This is a genomic window from Pseudomonas sp. WJP1, from assembly GCF_028471945.1.
GTDB lineage: Bacteria > Pseudomonadota > Gammaproteobacteria > Pseudomonadales > Pseudomonadaceae > Aquipseudomonas.
The window spans coordinates 1,653,781-1,670,229 of record NZ_CP110128.1 but is presented as its reverse complement, the minus strand read 5'-3'; the positions used below and the strand labels follow the sequence as shown (position 1 = coordinate 1,670,229).

The 16,449-nt window shown below is 60.8% G+C and carries 16 protein-coding genes; 11 read left to right on the top strand and 5 right to left on the bottom strand.

The genetic code is table 11. The features are described from left to right. Positions 1-274 precede the first annotated feature (274 nt). Genes OH720_RS07615 through OH720_RS07605 form a run of 3 tightly spaced genes read left to right on the top strand, consistent with a single transcriptional unit; the run spans position 275 to position 5,184 of the window. A complete protein-coding gene (locus OH720_RS07615; RefSeq protein ID WP_272605115.1) occupies positions 275-1,633 on the top strand; it encodes a TolC family outer membrane protein in 1,359 nt (452 codons plus the stop codon). A gap of 17 nt (positions 1,634-1,650) precedes the next feature. Next, entirely contained in the window at positions 1,651-3,810 is a 2,160-nt protein-coding gene (locus tag OH720_RS07610) for a type I secretion system permease/ATPase (RefSeq protein ID WP_272605114.1), read from the top strand. A 9-nt stretch (positions 3,811-3,819) separates the two neighbouring features. Beyond that, the gene (locus tag OH720_RS07605) at positions 3,820-5,184 is read left to right on the top strand and encodes an HlyD family type I secretion periplasmic adaptor subunit (RefSeq protein WP_180202890.1); all 1,365 of its coding nucleotides are present in this window, start codon (positions 3,820-3,822) and stop codon (positions 5,182-5,184) included. Between the two features lie 138 nt (positions 5,185-5,322). On the opposite strand, the gene OH720_RS07600 is transcribed toward OH720_RS07605, so the two are convergent. Both OH720_RS07600 and OH720_RS07595 read right to left on the bottom strand, forming a co-directional pair. After that, a complete protein-coding gene (locus tag OH720_RS07600; protein ID WP_272605113.1) occupies positions 5,323-5,919 on the bottom strand; it encodes a tRNA-uridine aminocarboxypropyltransferase in 597 nt (198 codons plus the stop codon). Positions 5,920-5,924: 5 nt separating this feature from the next. Continuing rightward, positions 5,925-6,818 (bottom strand): LysR family transcriptional regulator, encoded by an 894-nt coding sequence (locus OH720_RS07595; protein ID WP_007972518.1) that lies wholly within the window; start codon positions 6,816-6,818, stop codon positions 5,925-5,927. 193 nt (positions 6,819-7,011) lie between these two features. Here OH720_RS07595 and speB point away from each other — a divergent pair, with 193 nt between their 5' ends. From speB to OH720_RS07565, 6 genes are all read left to right on the top strand, one after another. Then, a complete protein-coding gene (gene speB, locus OH720_RS07590; protein WP_008060136.1) occupies positions 7,012-7,962 on the top strand; it encodes an agmatinase in 951 nt (316 codons plus the stop codon). A 9-nt stretch (positions 7,963-7,971) separates the two neighbouring features. After that, the gene (locus OH720_RS07585; protein ID WP_272605112.1) at positions 7,972-8,394 is read left to right on the top strand and encodes a YybH family protein; all 423 of its coding nucleotides are present in this window, start codon (positions 7,972-7,974) and stop codon (positions 8,392-8,394) included. A gap of 55 nt (positions 8,395-8,449) precedes the next feature. Next, positions 8,450-9,958, top strand: a complete 1,509-nt coding sequence (locus tag OH720_RS07580; RefSeq protein ID WP_272605111.1) for a purine-cytosine permease family protein — start codon at positions 8,450-8,452, stop codon at positions 9,956-9,958. Between the two features lie 187 nt (positions 9,959-10,145). Continuing rightward, a complete protein-coding gene (locus tag OH720_RS07575) occupies positions 10,146-11,525 on the top strand; it encodes a sodium:solute symporter (RefSeq protein WP_008060130.1) in 1,380 nt (459 codons plus the stop codon). An 85-nt stretch (positions 11,526-11,610) separates the two neighbouring features. Continuing rightward, entirely contained in the window at positions 11,611-12,336 is a 726-nt protein-coding gene (locus OH720_RS07570; RefSeq protein ID WP_272605110.1) for an MBL fold metallo-hydrolase, read from the top strand. A 65-nt stretch (positions 12,337-12,401) separates the two neighbouring features. After that, entirely contained in the window at positions 12,402-12,653 is a 252-nt protein-coding gene (locus tag OH720_RS07565; protein ID WP_272605109.1) for an acyl carrier protein, read from the top strand. An 84-nt stretch (positions 12,654-12,737) separates the two neighbouring features. Here the strand turns inward: OH720_RS07565 and OH720_RS07560 are convergent, their stop codons facing one another. The 3 genes from OH720_RS07560 to OH720_RS07550 form a co-directional block, all read right to left on the bottom strand. Beyond that, complete coding sequence (locus tag OH720_RS07560) at positions 12,738-12,866, bottom strand: PA1414 family protein (protein ID WP_007914492.1); 129 nt, start codon at positions 12,864-12,866, stop codon at positions 12,738-12,740. A 186-nt stretch (positions 12,867-13,052) separates the two neighbouring features. Further along, complete coding sequence (locus OH720_RS07555) at positions 13,053-13,985, bottom strand: DMT family transporter (protein ID WP_272605108.1); 933 nt, start codon at positions 13,983-13,985, stop codon at positions 13,053-13,055. 172 nt (positions 13,986-14,157) lie between these two features. Further along, positions 14,158-14,994, bottom strand: a complete 837-nt coding sequence (locus OH720_RS07550) for a CvfB family protein (RefSeq protein ID WP_008060121.1) — start codon at positions 14,992-14,994, stop codon at positions 14,158-14,160. A 347-nt stretch (positions 14,995-15,341) separates the two neighbouring features. On the opposite strand from OH720_RS07550, the gene OH720_RS07545 reads away from it, so the two are divergent. Beyond that, positions 15,342-15,530 (top strand): hypothetical protein, encoded by a 189-nt coding sequence (locus OH720_RS07545; protein WP_177325074.1) that lies wholly within the window; start codon positions 15,342-15,344, stop codon positions 15,528-15,530. A gap of 195 nt (positions 15,531-15,725) precedes the next feature. After that, complete coding sequence (locus tag OH720_RS07540; RefSeq protein WP_272605107.1) at positions 15,726-16,448, top strand: TorF family putative porin; 723 nt, start codon at positions 15,726-15,728, stop codon at positions 16,446-16,448. Position 16,449: the final 1 nt, after the last annotated feature.

Below are 16,449 nucleotides of genomic sequence, written 5' to 3'. Positions count from 1 at the left end.
TCTCCGCTCTTTGTCGATAAGTGGACTTGACCTTTCCTCAAGCTCTGATGAGCGCCATAAGGCGCATAAATCAAGGGCTTTCGCAGTGAACAATGTGCTGGATTTTGCAGAGTACATAAGTTTTTTTTGGCATAAGCCTTATGAGAAAAACTTCTTAGGTTCGCCTCAAAATGTTCTTAGCTCTGATGTTACAAGCATGAAACGGTTTTACCTATAAATGTCGTCAAATAATTGGCGACTCATAAAGCACCATTAGGATTCAGGGAGATGAACCATGCGTCTTTTAAACCCCCTGTGCAGCGCGGTTTTGCTGGCAATTGCCTGCAGTACCCAGGCGTATGCCATGTCACTGACCGAAGCGATCCAGAGCACCATCGCCACCCACCCGGAGCTCGCATCGCGGGTGGACAGCCGTCTGTCGGCTGACGAAGACGTGAAGGTCGCCAAGGGGGGCTTTTATCCATCGGTGGACCTCAATGCCGCGTACGGGCGCGGGTACAGCGACAACACCAACACTCGGGCGCTGGGCAATCACCATACCGAAATCCTCAATTACACCCAGTCAGAACTGCGTCTGCGGCAGATGCTCTTCGACGGGTTCAACACCGCCAACGAGGTCGAGCGCACCAAGGGCGTCGTCAACTCCCGGGCGTATTACGCCCAGGGCACCGCCCAGGACCTGGCCCTGCGCACCATCGAGGTCTACCTCGAAGTGCTCAAGCGCCGCGAACTGGTGACGCTGGCCAAGAACAACCTGCAAGCGCACTTGCGGGTCAACGACCAGATCGGCCTGCGTACCCAGCGCGGGATCGGCAGCAACGCCGACGCCGACCAGTCCACTGCCCGTCGCGCGCTGGCGGAAAACAACCTCGACACCGCCGAAGTCGACCTGGCCGACGCCGAGTCGAACTTCGCCGCCGTGGTCGGGCGCTTGCCCGATGAGCTCGAAGCCCCGTCGTCGATCCGTGGCGAACTGCCGGCCTCCCTGACCGATGCCCAGCAAAGCATGGTGGACAACAACCCGTACCTGAAATCCGCCCAGGCCGACGTGCAATCGGCCGAGAGCCAGTACGAAGTCGCCAAGTCGCCGTTCTACCCGCGCTTTGACGCCGAAGCCGCGGTGGGCGCGAACAACAACATCGCCGGAGAAGAAGGCCATGACAACGAATGGCGGGTCGGCGTGGTGATGAACTACAACCTGTTCCGCGGCGGCAGTGACAAGGCGCGCCTGCAGTCCGATGCCCACAAGATCAATCAGGCGATGGACATCCGCAACAACGCCCTGCGCCAGCTCAACGAAAACATCCACCTGGCGTGGAACGCGATGGTCAACGCCAAGAAACAAACCCCGACCGCCCGCGAGTACGCCGAAACCAGCCGACGCGTACGCGTGGCGTATCAGGATCAGTTCGGCCTCGGTCAACGGACCCTGCTCGACCTGCTGGACAGCGAAAACGAGCTTTACAACGCGAACCGCCGCTACACCGAAGTACGCTACATCGAGGAGTTTTCGATGTACCGTGTGCTGGCGAACATGGGTCAGTTGCTGAGCAAACAACGCGTGGTGCTGCCCGCCGACGCCATCGCCCAGGCCGAAGTGAAAAGCGAAGCTCGCCTGCCTGAACTGAAGTAGTACCTGGAGCGATCAATGTGACCAGCATGGAAACCGCCAACACCGGTGTCGATCCACGCCTGAGCTTCGATGACCCGCTCCTGGACGGTCTGTTGATCCTCTGCAAACTCCACGGCGCGACGGTCAGCCGCGCCAGCCTCAGTGCCGGGCTGCCTATGGCACACCAACGCCTGAGCCTGGACCTGCTGCCCCGCGCAGCGGCCCGGGCGGGATTGCAGGCACGCCTGCTGCGCCGCGACCTCAAGGACATCTCTGCGCTGAACCTGCCGGTGCTGCTGTTGCTCAACAACGGCCGTACCACCGTGCTGCGCCGCTTTGGCGAGGATGGCCGGGTGCTGGTGCTGCCCAGCGAAGCCGATGGCGGCGAACAATGGACCACCGTCCAGGAGCTTGCCGGGCATTATAGTGGCCAGGCGCTGTTCGCCCGGCCACGGCATGAACTCGAAGACCTTCGCTCACCGCTGGTGCCACGGGTGCAGGCTTGGTTTCGCGACACCCTGAAGCTGTCGAAATGGTTGTACAGCGATGCGATCCTGGCGAGCTTCCTGATCAACCTGCTGGGGCTGATGGTGCCGCTGTTCGTGATGCAGACCTACGACCGCGTGGTGCCGAACCAGGCCACCTCGACCTTGTGGGTGCTGTCCATCGGCCTGCTGATCGGCACCGGGTTCGAGCTGGTGCTGCGGGTGGTGCGCGCGCATTTGCTGGACACCGCCGGCAAGAAGACCGACGTGATTCTCTCCGCGACCCTCTTTGAACGCATCACCGGCATGGCGATGAAAGCCAAGCCTGCCACCATCGGTGGTTTTGCCCAGAGCATTCACGATTTCCAGGGCTTGCGCGAGTTTCTCACCGCCGTGACCCTCACCAGCCTGATCGACCTGCCCTTTGCCCTGTTGATGCTGGTCGTGATCGGCCTGCTGGGCGGCTGGCTGGTGGTGATTCCAGTGCTGGCGTTTCCGATCACGATCATTTTCGCCATGATCATCCAGACGCGCCTGCGCGACACCGTGCAGAAAAGCCTGAGCCTGGGCGCCGAACGCCAGGCCCTGCTGATCGAAACCCTTGGTGGCCTGGAAACCCTCAAGGCCTGCAGCGCCGAAAGCGAGCGCCAGCACAAATGGGAAAGCACCCACGGCGCCCTCACCCGCCTCGACAGCCACGCACGCAACCTCTCGGCGCTGGCCACCAATGGCACGCTGTTCATCCAGCAGTTTTCCGGCATGGCGACCATCGTGGCCGGGGTCTACAGCATCATCGCCGGCAATCTCAGCGTCGGCGCGCTGGTGGCGACCTACATGCTCGGCAGCCGGGTATTGGCGCCGCTGGGGCAAATCGCCGGCCTGATCACGCGCTACCAGCAAGCGCAACTGACCATGAAAAGCACCGACGCGCTGATGTCGTTGCCCCAGGAGCGCGACGCCAATCAACGGCCGCTGGAGCGCACACAACTGCAAGGCGCCCTGGATGTGGTCGGCGTGACCTTCCACTACAACGGCCAGAACGCCCCGGCGCTGGCCAATATCAGCTTCAGCGTGAAACCCGGCGAACGGATCGGCATCATCGGTCGCAGCGGTTCGGGCAAAAGCACCCTGGCGCGCCTGGTGATGGGGTTCTACGAACCGGCGCAAGGCCAATTGCTGCTCGATGGCCTGGACCTGCGCCAACTGGACGTCGCCGACCTTCGACACCAGATCGGCTACGTCGCCCATGACCTGCCGCTGCTGGCCGGCAGCCTGCGTGACAACCTGACCCTGGGCGCGCGCTACATCAGCGATGCGCGCATGCTCGAAGTGGCCGAACTGACCGGCGTCACCGAACTGGCCCGGCAACACCCGCAAGGCTTCGACCGCCCGGTCGGCGAGCGTGGGCAGTTGCTGTCCGGTGGTCAACGCCAAGCGGTGCTGCTGGCCCGCGCCTTGTTGCTCGACCCGCCGATCATGCTGCTCGACGAACCCACCAGTGCCATGGACAACAGCAGCGAAGACGCCTTGCGGCAAAAGCTCCACACCTGGGTCCAGGGCAAGACCCTGCTGCTGGTAACCCACCGCACCTCGATGCTCAGCCTGGTCGATCGCCTGGTGGTGCTGGACAACGGGCGGATCGTCGCCGACGGCCCGAAAGAAGCGGTCATCGATGCACTGCGCAAGGGCCGTGTCGGCTCTGCGGCCGTCTAGGAGTTGCCTATGTCTGCTTCATCGGATGCTTCGAAAGCACGTGGGTACTTCGACAGCTTCGGCAAAAGTGCCGAAGCCGAGTTCATGCCGGAAACGGCCGGCGCCGCGTTGCAGGACTCCCCGCGCTGGTCGCGGATCACCGTGTGGCTGGCCGCGGCGTTGCTGATCAGCGCCCTGGTCTGGGCCAAGTTCGCGGTGCTGCAGGAAGTCACCATGGGCGAAGGCAAGGCGATTCCGTCGAGCAAGGTTCAGGTGATCCAGAACCTTGAGGGCGGCATCGTCACCGAGATCTTCGTGCGCGAAGGGCAAATGGTGAACAAGGGCGACACCTTGCTGCGCCTGGATGACACGCGCTACCTGTCGAACAAGGGCGAAAGCGAAGTCGATCGCTACGCGCTGACCGCGCAGGTCGAACGCCTGTCGGCCGAAGCCGAAGGCCGGCCGTTCAAGCTGTCGGAAGAAGTGATCGCCAAGGCGCCACAAGTCGCCGAAGACGAACGCTCGCTGTATGAACAGCGGCAACGTCGACTGGCCAGCGAACAACGCACGCTGACTGAACAACTGCGGCAAAAAACCCAGGAACTGGCAGAGTTTCGCTCGAAAGCCGGGCAATACGGCTCCAGCCTGGCGCTGGTCAACCAGGAGATGGCGATGTCCGAGCCACTGGTCAAGACCGGCGCCGTGTCGCCGGTGGAGATCCTGCGGCTCAAGCGCAGCGCGGTGGAAATCCGCGGTTCGCTGAACGCCACCACCCTGGCCATTCCCCGGGCGGAATCGGCGATTGCCGAGATCAGGAGCAAGATCGACGAGTCCGAACAGTCGTTCCGCTCGGACGCAGCGAAAGAGCTGAATGAGAAACGCACCGACCTGTCGAAAATCACCGCCTCGAGCATTGCCATCGACGACCGCGTGACCCGCACCACCGTGGCCTCGCCGGTCAAGGGCATCATCAAGCTGTTGAAGGTCAACACCATCGGCGGCGTGGTCCAGCCGGGCAGTGACATGGTGGAAATCGTGCCGCTGGAAGACAACCTGCTGATCGAGGCCAAGGTACGGCCACAGGACGTGGCGTTCCTGCATCCGGGCCAGAAAGCCATGGTCAAGTTCAGTGCCTACGACTACACAATCTACGGCGGCTTGAGCGCCAAGCTGGAGCTGATCGGCGCGGACACCATCACTGACGACAAGGGCAACAGCTTTTACCTGATCCAGGTGCGCACCGATAAAAACCACCTCGGCGGGGACGCAAAACCACTGCTGATCATTCCGGGGATGGTGGCGACGGTGGATATCATTACCGGTGAGAAGACGGTGCTGGATTATCTGCTTAAACCGGTGCTCAAGGCGCGGACGGAGGCGATGCGGGAAAGGTAGTTTGGCTGGAGTTTTTGGGTGGCTATTCTGCCGTCATCGCGAGCAGGCTCACTCCTACAATTGACCGAATTTCTCCTGAAGGAACTCGATCAATTGTAGGAGTGAGCCTGCTCGCGATGAGGCCGGCAAAATCGACCATTACCTGTCAGCATGATTACGCTGAAAAACCTCCTCCCCCATCGCCGCAATCTGCCCCTCGATCAACGCTTCGAACGGTTTGAGCAACGGCGCAAACGAGGTCGGTGCCTCAAGTGTTTCCAGCGCCTGCACGATCGCCTCCACCGTCGACAACGCGCCGGGCCCCGGCGCCTTGCGCAGCCGATAACGGGACACGCCACCCTCGGCCAGGGTCACCCGTGGCAGCGCCGCCAGCAGCGGATTGAGGTGCAGCATCTTACGCGCCTTGCGCCAGGTGCCGTCCGGGACCACCAGCAACAACGGATCATCGGATGCGCCATACGCCTGCATCGGCTGCGCGCCCTCACCTGGAAACAACAACCGCGCCCGATACCCCGGTTGATTCAACAGGCTCGGCAAATCCTCGAACACCTCACCGACGATCAACTCGGCATTACTCAACCCTAGCGCCGCCAAGCGTGCGGTGTTCAGTGCATGGTTCACTTCGCTGGGATGCTGCAACAGCAACACCCGGGTGCGGCTGTCGAGGCTGGGGATCAGCGGGCACAGGCAATGGCTCTGCGGACGCAGGCAGCGGGGACATTGAATTCTCGGCATCTTCTTCACGCCTGGTTGAGTTGTGCTTTGAGCAGATCGCGAAAGGTCTGGATCAACGGCTCACGGCTACGCCCACGGCGCACGATCATCGAGAACGGCGCCTGATAACCGAAGGTGGCCGGCAGCAACACGCGCAGGTCGCCCTTGTCGGCCCACGCCTGGGCGTAGTGTTCCGGCAAGTAACCGATGTAGGCACCGGACAGCACCAGGATCAGCTGCGCCTCCATGCTTTCCACGGTCGCGGCGCTGTGCTTGAAGCCGTGACGGGCCAGCTCGGCCTGGCTCCAGTAGCCACGACCGACCATGCGTTGCTGGGTGATGACCTGCTCGGGGATGCGCCGTTCGTTGAACAGCGGATGCCGCGTGCTGCAATACAACCAGTGCTGTTCGCGGTACAGCGGCATGTATACCAGACCGCTCATGCGCGTGGAAAACGCGCCGATGGCCAGGTCGAGGCGGTTGTCCTGCACGCCCAGTTGCAGTTCGTAGGGGCTCATCACCGACAGGTGCAAGTGTACCGCCGGGTGCTCCTGGCTGTAGGCGCCGATGGCTTCGGCGAACGGCAAGGCCTTGTCGCTGACCGTGGAATCGATCACCCCCAGGTTCAGCGTGCCGCGCAATTCGCCCTTGAGGGCGGCGGCATATTGTTCAAAACCTTCGAGCTCGCCCAATAGACGCAGGGTTTCCTGATGAAACAGTTCACCCTTGCTGGTCAGGCTGAACCCGCCACGGCCACGATGGCACAACACCAGCCCCAGGGCGGCTTCGAGCTGGCTCATGTAGGTGCTGATGGCCGACGTCGAGAGGTTGAGCTCTTGCTGGGCGTTGGCAAAGCCCTGATGCCGCACCACGCTGACGAAAATGCGCAAAAGTTTCAGGTCGGGTAAAGCGTTGGCCATGGGGTTCTCCAGAGATCGGTGAGAAGTCTATCTCCCTGACCAGCATTAGTTTAGAAAAATCTGAACTAAGTATTTGCCCGTAGCGATTCTTCCCGGCCACTACATTTCGCAGAATCGGCACCTACTCGTGGTACCCGTCCCTGCGTGAACGGTGTAACCCAATAAATAAAACAACGACGATGAGGCCCTACCCGTGGACAAGATTCTTCACCAACCACTGGGCGGCAACGAAATGCCGCGCTTCGGCGGCATCGCCACCATGATGCGACTCCCCCATGTACCGACCGCTGCAGGTCTGGACGCCGCTTTTGTCGGCGTGCCGCTGGACATCGGTACTTCCCTGCGCCCTGGCACCCGTTTCGGGCCTCGTGAAATCCGCGCTGAATCGGTCATGATCCGCCCGTACAACATGGCCACCGGCGCTGCGCCGTTCGACTCGCTGTCGGTTGCCGATATCGGCGACGTGGCGATCAACACCTTCAACCTGCTGGATGCCGTACGGATCATCGAAGAATCCTACGACAACATCCTCGAACACGATGTGATCCCCCTGACCCTGGGTGGCGACCACACCATCACCCTGCCGATCCTGCGTGCCATCCATAAAAAGCACGGCAAGGTCGGCCTGGTGCACATCGACGCCCACGCCGATGTGAACGATCACATGTTCGGCGAGAAAATCGCCCACGGCACCACCTTCCGTCGCGCCGTCGAAGAAGGCCTGATCGACCCGGACCGTGTGGTCCAGATCGGTCTGCGTGCCCAGGGCTACACCGCTGACGACTTCAACTGGAGCCGCAACCAGGGCTTCCGTGTGGTTCAGGCCGAAGAGTGCTGGCACAAGTCCCTGGCCCCCCTGATGGCCGAAGTGCGCGAGAAAGTCGGCGGCGGTCCGGTGTACCTGAGCTTCGACATCGACGGTATCGATCCGGCCTGGGCACCTGGCACCGGCACCCCGGAAATCGGCGGCCTGACGACCATCCAGGCGATCGAGATCGTCCGTGGCTGCCAAGGCCTGGACCTGGTCGGTTGCGATCTGGTAGAAGTCTCGCCCGCTTACGACACCACCGGCAACACCTCGCTGCTGGCCGCCAACCTGCTGTACGAAATGCTCTGCGTACTGCCTGGCGTAGTCCATCGCTGAGGATCGGTCATGATTGAACGCGATCAGGTCTTGAAAGCGGCCGCCGACCTGGTGTCCGCCTTCGCCCGCAACGATCGCGAAGCCTACTTCGGCGCGTTCAGCGCCGATGCCAGCTTCGTCTTCTACACCCTCGAACAGCCCCTGCTGTCGCGCGATGCCTACCAGGCGTTGTGGGACAGCTGGCGCGCCGAGGACTGCTTCGAAGTGCTCTCGTGCACGTCGAGCAACGCTTTCGTCAGCCTGCAGGGTGACGTGGCGATTTTCATCCATGACGTGGCCACCGAGCTGCGCATGCAAGGGGAGCAGCACTTTAGCCAGGAGCGCGAGACGATTGTTTTCAAGAAACAAGCGTCTGGCCAAGAACAACAAGGCCTATGGCTGGCCTGCCACGAACATTTGTCCGCGATGCCGGAAGGGCTGCCAACCCCTTAGCCAACACAGGTGACGCTCACACACGATGAGCGCGCCTTTATGATCGGAGCAGATCATGAATAACAAAAACAACGAAAACAGCCTTAGCATCGAAACAAACGGGGTCGAACAGATCCCGGACAATGAGCGCACCGCCCGGCCCAGCGACCTGTTTCGCTTGATCTTCGGTGGCGCCAACACCTTTGCAACCGCCGTGCTCGGCAGTTTTCCGGTACTGTTCGGCCTGTCTTTCCAGGCGGGCGTCTGGGCGATTGTGCTGGGTGTGGTGCTCGGTGCATTGATCCTCGCGCCGATGGGCCTGTTCGGGCCGATCAACGGCACCAACAACGCCGTGTCTTCCGGCGCGCACTTCGGTGTGCACGGGCGCATCGTCGGTTCCTTCCTGTCGCTGCTGACCGCCATCGCGTTCTTCTCGCTCTCCGTCTGGAGTTCGGGTGACGCACTGGTAGGCGGCGCCAAGCGCCTGATCGACCTGCCGGAAACCGACCTGACCCTGGGCCTGGCCTACGGTTTGTTCGCGCTGCTGGTGTTGACGGTGTGCATCTACGGTTTCCGCTTCATGCTGTGGGTCAACCGCATCGCGGTGTGGGCGGCCAGCCTGTTGTTCCTGCTGGGCATCTTCGCGTTTGCCCCGGCGTTCGACAGCCAGTACGCCGGCACTGTGGCCATGGGCCAGGCCGGTTTCTGGGCCGCGTTCATTGGCGCTGCGCTGGTCGCCATGAGCAACCCGATTTCCTTCGGCGCGTTCCTCGGCGACTGGTCGCGCTACATCCCGCGTGAAACGCCGAAAGGCCGGATCATGGTGTCGGTGATCGCTGCGCAACTGGCCACGCTGATTCCGTTCCTGTTCGGCCTCGTCACCGCCACCATCGTAGCGGTCAAGGCACCGGACTACATCGCGGCCAACAACTACGTCGGCGGCCTGCTAGCGGTTTCGCCGAGCTGGTTCTTCCTGCCGGTGTGCCTGATTGCGGTGATCGGCGGCATGTCCACCGGCACCACCTCGCTGTATGGCACCGGGCTGGACATGTCCAGCGTGTTCCCCCGGGCACTGTCGCGAGTCAAGGCCACGCTGCTGATCGGTGTGATGTCGATTGCCTTCATCTTCATCGGTCGCTTCGCAGCGAACCTGGTGCAGAGCGTGTCGACCTTCGCCGTACTGATCATCACCTGCACCACTCCGTGGATGGTGATCATGATCATCGGCCTGCTGGTGCGTCGCGGCTTCTACTGCCCGGATGACCTGCAGGTGTTCACCCGCGGCGAAAAAGGCGGCCGCTACTGGTTCACCCACGGCTGGAACTGGCGTGGCCTGGGCGCCTGGATCCCGAGCGCGGCCGTCGGCCTGTGCTTCGTGAACCTGCCAGGGCAGTTCGTCGGACCACTGGGCGAAATGGCCGGCGGTATCGACATCAGCCTGCCAGTCACCCTGGGCCTGGCCTCGGTGGTGTACCTGGTGCTGCTGAGCCTGTTCCCGGAATCGAGCGCGGTGTTCGGACCGAATGATTCACGTAGCAAGAGCACGGATTCGCTCGTTAAACCGGCGATGCGACAAGTCGCCTGACAAACGCATCACCTGTGGTTAATGCATTACCTGTGGGAGCGGGCTTGCCCGCGATGAACGATGACTCGGTCTGCCTGACAGACCGTGGCGCCCCCATCGCGGGCAAGCCCGCTCCCACAGGGGTTGATGTTTCCACAGGGTTTGATTTTCAGCCTCACATAAAAAAGACAATCGGAGACACGCCACAATGGCTTTGGATTTATTCGTCGTACTCATCTACGCCGCCGCGATGCTGATACTCGGCTATTACGGCATGCGCAAGGCCAAGACCAACGAAGACTTTTTGGTCGCCGGTCGCAACCTCGGCCCGAGCCTGTACATGGGCACCATGGCCGCCACCGTCCTCGGCGGCGCGTCCACCGTGGGCACCGTGCGCCTGGGCTACGTGCATGGCATCTCCGGTTTCTGGTTGTGTGCCGCACTGGGTTGCGGGATCGTCGCGCTGAACCTGTTCCTCGCCAAGCCGCTGCTGAAACTGAAGATCTACACCGTTACCCAGGTGCTGGAAAAACGCTACAACCCGATGGCCCGCTCCGCGAGCGCGGCGATCATGCTGGCGTACGCACTGATGATCGGCGTGACCTCGATCCTGGCCATCGGCACCGTGCTGCAAGTGCTGTTCGGCCTGCCATTCTGGGTCTCGGTACTGCTCGGCGGTGGCGTCGTGGTGGTTTATTCGGCCATTGGCGGCATGTGGTCGCTGACCCTGACCGACATCGTCCAGTTCGTCATCAAGACCGTAGGCCTGATGTTCATCCTGTTGCCAATCTGCCTGTACCGCGTCGGCGGTTGGGATGAACTGGTGTTGAAACTGCCGGCGGCAAGCTTCAGCTTCACCACCATCGGCTGGGACACCATCATCACCTACTTCATGATCTACTTCTTCGGCATCCTGATCGGTCAGGACATCTGGCAACGGGTGTTCACCGTCAAGACCGCCAAAGTGGCCCAGGTTGCCGGTACGTTCGCCGGTGTCTACTGCATCCTCTACGGTCTGGCCTGCGCCCTGATCGGCATGGCTGCCCACGTTCTGATCCCGGATCTGGACAACGTCAACAACGCTTTCGCCGCCATCGTCAAACTGTCCCTGCCGGACGGCATCCGTGGCCTGGTGATCGCTGCCGCACTGGCCGCCATGATGTCCACCGCCAGCGCCGGCCTGCTCGCCGCCGCCACCACCCTGACCGAAGACCTGCTGCCAAAACTGCGCGGCGGTAAACAGTCGAGCCTGGGCCTGAACCGCCTGGTGACCATGCTGACCGGTATCGTGGTGCTGGGCATCGCCCTGGTGGTGAACGACGTGATCAGCGCCCTGACCCTGGCCTACAACCTGTTGGTAGGCGGCATGCTGGTTCCGCTGATCGGCGCGATCTTCTGGAAACGCGCCACCACCGCCGGCGCCATCGCCAGCATGGGCCTGGGCTTCGCCACCGCGCTGCTGTTCATGTTCAAGGACGGCCTGGACGCCAACACGCCGATCTACTACAGCCTCGGCGTAGGCCTGGTGAGCTTCGTGGTGGTCAGCCTGCTGTCCCCACGCCCGGCGATGCAGGCCAGCGCCGCCTAAGCTGAATATAACGACTTGATGCTTTCTTCGACGAGTGTGGCGTCGGTTGCCACACTCGTTTTTTTTCGCCTGAAGGAAACTGCCCATGAAGATCGTCAGCCGCGATCAGTGGTTCGAAGTCAAACAGCTCAGCGATGGCATCCGACTGATTCACGAGCCTTACATTCGCCCCTTCTATCGCTGCAACCTTTGGCACATTCAAGGCCGCGACAAAGACTTGTTGCTCGACAGCGGCTCGGGGCTGGTCAGCCTGCGTGAGCAACTGCCGTGGATCACCGAGCGGCCCCTGGTGGCGGTGGCCAGCCACTGCCATTTCGACCATATTGCCGGGCACCACGAATTCGCCGAGCGCCTGGTGCACCCGGCCGAAGCGGATATCCTGGCCGCACCGGACGGCGAAAACGACTTGAGCAAAGCCTTCGTCGGCGACGACATGTTCGAAGCGCACCCTGATTGCCCATTGTGCTACGCCGAGTATCGGGTCAAGGCCGCACCGGCCACCAAAACGATCGACGAAGGCGATGTACTGGACCTGGGTAACCGGGTGCTGCAAGTGCTGCACACCCCGGGGCATTCCCCAGGTGGCATCAGCCTGTACGAAGCGGCCACCGAGACCCTGTTCAGCGGCGACATCATCTACGACGGGCCGTTGATCGAAGACGCCTACCACTCCAACCTCGATGATTACGCACGCAGCCTGCAGCGCTTGCGCGGCCTGCCGATCCGTACGGTGCATGGCGGACATTTCGGCAGTTTTTCCGGAGCCCATCTGCGTGACATGATTGACCAGTGGCAACGCTCGCACGCCTGAAGCCTGCTGTACTCAACCTGAGGAACAAACAGCAGGGATCACCACAACGCCGTGGAAGAGCTGCCATGAAAAGAGCTGCCGTGCGTGCCGCCGTCCATCAATTCATCAGCCGCCTGCTTGACGGTCGGGATGACTTCGACGACAACGCCAGCCTGGCGCAATTGGGATTGGATAAAGCGGATATCGAAGACCTGATCTTCCATCTGGAAGACGAACTCGGCTTGACGGCATTCACCGCAGAGGAGGACCAGATGCTCAAGACTGCCAGGACGGCGAACGACTTGAGCCGGTTCTTGATGGAGATCGCGCGGCATTGACCGGGCCGATCTCCCTGCAATCGTTATTACGCATAGAGCAGCGAGCAGCAGCCCTTGGCTGCTGCTGCAGGGACGACGTCGCGTTTACCGGCGACGCTGCTGGCGTCGGCGCTGTTCGTCGTCGGTGCGAATAGGCACAGGTTGCAGAGGCGGTTCAATCAAACCGAGTGCAACACCCAGGTCGTGCAGCCAGTTTTGAATTTTCTCTTTCATGATGCCCCCTTCAGGGTAGTGCCGGGCGACCGGAATTCTATAGTCGCTTCGCACTGATAATAGTCCGAAGTGCCGAGCAATGCTCGTCGAACATGACAACGATCTGTTACTGAATGGATCACAATCCAACGACATGGGTTCAGCCGGGCGCGTTGCCAACGGTGGACGGCATGCCTCACAGGCCATTCAAGACTGCCCAAGGGCGCTGCGCAAACGGCGACGCACCCACTGTTCAGCGCTGACAAAGGTAATCCCCAGCAACACCAGCACGGCACCGATGACGAAATTGAGGCTCAGCGCCTCCCCCAGCAGGACCACCCCGAACGTGACGCCAAACAAGGGCGTCATGAACGAAAACACCGCGAGGTTGGCCGCCAGATACCGGCGCAGCAACCAGAACCAGACCAGGTAGCTGAAGAACGACACCACGATGCCCTGGAACAGCACGCTGGCCACTGCCACACTGGTCAAGCTGACCTGGGTGATCTGGCCGCTGAGCAACGCAATCAGCAGCAGGCCGATGAAACCGACGATCAACTGGTAAAACAATGTAAGGGTCACCGGCGCCTCCGACAGACGCGACGCGCGCACCACCACGGTGGTCGCGCCCCAGCAAGCCCCCGCCAGGACGCCCAACGCATCGCCCAGCAACATGCGGCGATCGAGGTTATCCCAGGACACCCCCCCGGCAAACGCAATGCCGATGCCGACGAAGGCCAGGAAAATGCCCAGCCACTGCACAGGCCGCAAACGCTCACTCGGCAACAACCAGTGCACGCCCAACGCCGTGAAAATCGGCGCGGTGTAGAGGAACACCGACATGTGCGCCGCCGTGGTCAGTTGCAGGCCTTCGGAAATGAACAGGAACTCCAGGCCAAACAAGGCCCCGGCCAACAGGCCGCCGCGCCAGGTGGCGCCCACCTGGTCCCAACCGCCCTTCCAGCAGATCAACAAAGCCACCAGCAGCGCGGACATGCCCGAACGCCCGGCCGCCTGCATGACCGGCGCAATATCGGGCGCCGCCCACTTGATCATCACCTGCTGAATGCCCCAGACCAGGCACAACCCCACCATCACTTGCAGGGCGAATCCATCGGCGCTGCGCCGGGTGGCGCTCACCTTGATACCTCGACAACACAGGACATGGCAGTGGCTCGACAGTCAAAAACAAAAGCCCCGGTACGATGCCGGGGCGTCAATATCATGCTGTCGATTATTAACCAGATGGACAGAAATTGCCGTCTGTTAGAGACCTTTACTTCTCTGCGCACGTCATTGTGCGAGGGTGCGCTCAGCTCAATTCGATGCGGTCGGCATGAATCACGATCTGGCCGTTCTTGTACAACGCACCGATGGCCTTCTTGAAGTTGCCCTTGCTGACGCCGAACATGCTGCTGATCAAGGTCGGATCGCTTTTGTCGCTGACCGCCAGGCTGCCGTTGTTCTCGCGTAACTTGGCGAGGATCTTCGAGTTCAGGCTGCTGGCCGCTTCGACGCCAACCGGTTGCAGGCTCAGGCTGATCTTGCCGTCGCTGCGAACTTCCTTGATGAAGCCCTTCTCTTCCTTGCCGGCGCGCATGAACTTGAAGATTTCGTTCTTGTGAATCAGGCCCCAGTGCTTGTTGTTGATAATGGCCTTGAAACCCATGTCGGTGGCTTCAGCCACCAGCAGGTCAACTTCCTGCCCCGGGGTGTAGTTGGCGGGCGTCTTGTCCAGGTACCGGTCCAGGCGCGCGGTCGCGGTAATGCGGCGGGTATGCTTGTCGAGGTAGACATGCACCACAGCGTATTCACCGGCCTGCATCTGGCGCTTTTCTTCCGAATACGGCAACAACAGGTCTTTGGGCAGGCCCCAATCCAGGAACACGCCAATGCTGTTGACTTCAACAACTTTCAAACTGGCGAATTCGCCCACTTGAACTTTTGGCTTTTCAGTAGTTGCGATGAGTTTGTCATCGCTGTCCAGATAAACAAAAACATTGAGCCAGTCTTCATCTTCGCTGGGAATATCTTTGGGAATATAACGATTAGGCAACAGGATTTCGCCATCCGCGCCACCGTCCAGATATAAACCGAAGTTAGTGTGTTTAACCACTTGTAAACTGTTGTAACGCCCGACTAAAGCCATGTCCAATACCCTCATTACGTGGCGGCATTCTACCCGTTTTTAGCGGCCAGGTTCGCCAGTCAGCCCGGTGGCGCCAGAAATTCCCCGCAAAGCCCTGATTTTTCCCGGTTTTGCCATTTCTGGCCGCCGCTCGTCAGACCGGAGCCGAGGCTCATCCTGCCGCCTGCCCTGGGCGAAACGCAGTTTTCTCAACCAGGTTCTTAGTTAAAACAGCGGCTTAGGGCAACATTTCAATTATAACTTGCAATTTGTGCTGTCCCCACTCAATGTCCCCCAGCGGATATTTGCCAAGCAAATATGAACTCAATCCTGTACGATGCCTGGCCAAGTTAATTTTCTACAGGTTAATGGCCGCCATGCGCGTAAAAGCATCCAACAGCAAAGCAAAGCCAGCTCCAGCCGTCGAAACCAGCGAGTCGATCAACAGCCAGATCGCTGCGTTCCTCAAGTCCGGCGGTGAAATCCAGCAGATTGCCAAAGGTGTGAGCGGCCAGTCGTTCGGTCCATCCAAGCAGATCACCCTGGGCAAGAAGTAATACCCCGCGCTGCACCTGGTCCCTAAGCGCTTTGAACTTCGAAGCGCTTGGACTGGAACCTCGCAACACCCCTCCCATCTTGTAGAAAATCGACGAACGGCCCACCCGGCCTGTCATTCACCGGTATCCTTGCACGCGTCTAGATCAAGCGTTTCAGCAGGCTTAAAGCTGCCCGCGCGGTTCATGGAGTGACGCATGCGCACACCCTCTTGTTTATCCTTGCTGCTCAGCGGCCTGCTGGTCTGTTCGGGAGTGCAGGGGCAAATCTTTCAACGCGAGCTGGGGGATTTCGACCTCAAGCTCGGAACCAGCCCCAGTCGCAGCATGGCACAGGGCCTCGTCAAGCCATCGGCCGTCGGTTCGTTCCATGGCGGCCTGGACCTGACCCATGACAGCGGTTTCTACGTCGGCCAATGGTCGCCAAGCATGGGCATCAGCCCGGGAAAAAACCTCGAAATCGACTCCTACGCGGGTTTCAAGCAACCCTTCGACCAGGTCCTCGGCTACGAAGTAGGCATCATCCATTACAGCTACCCCGAGGTAGACACCCTCGACAGCCAGGAAGTGTTCGGTGGCCTGACGCTGCTGGGCAGCCGTTTCGGCGCAGCCTTGAGCAACGACCCAGACAAACGCAACAACACGCTGTTTGCCGACCTGCGCGGCAACCAGCCGTTCGGCATCGGGGTCAGCATGAAATACACCACCCACCAGTTGAACACGCCCGTCGCCGTGGACGGCGGTTACGTCGGCAGCTTCACCGATTGGTCGGTAAAACTGTCCCGACCGTTCATGGGCATCGACCTCGATCTGATCTACAGCGATTCGAGCCTCAACGGCAGCTATTGTTCAGCCTATACCGGGCAGAATAGCCAGTGCGACGCACTCCTCACCCTCAAGGCCGAACACACGTTCTACTGAC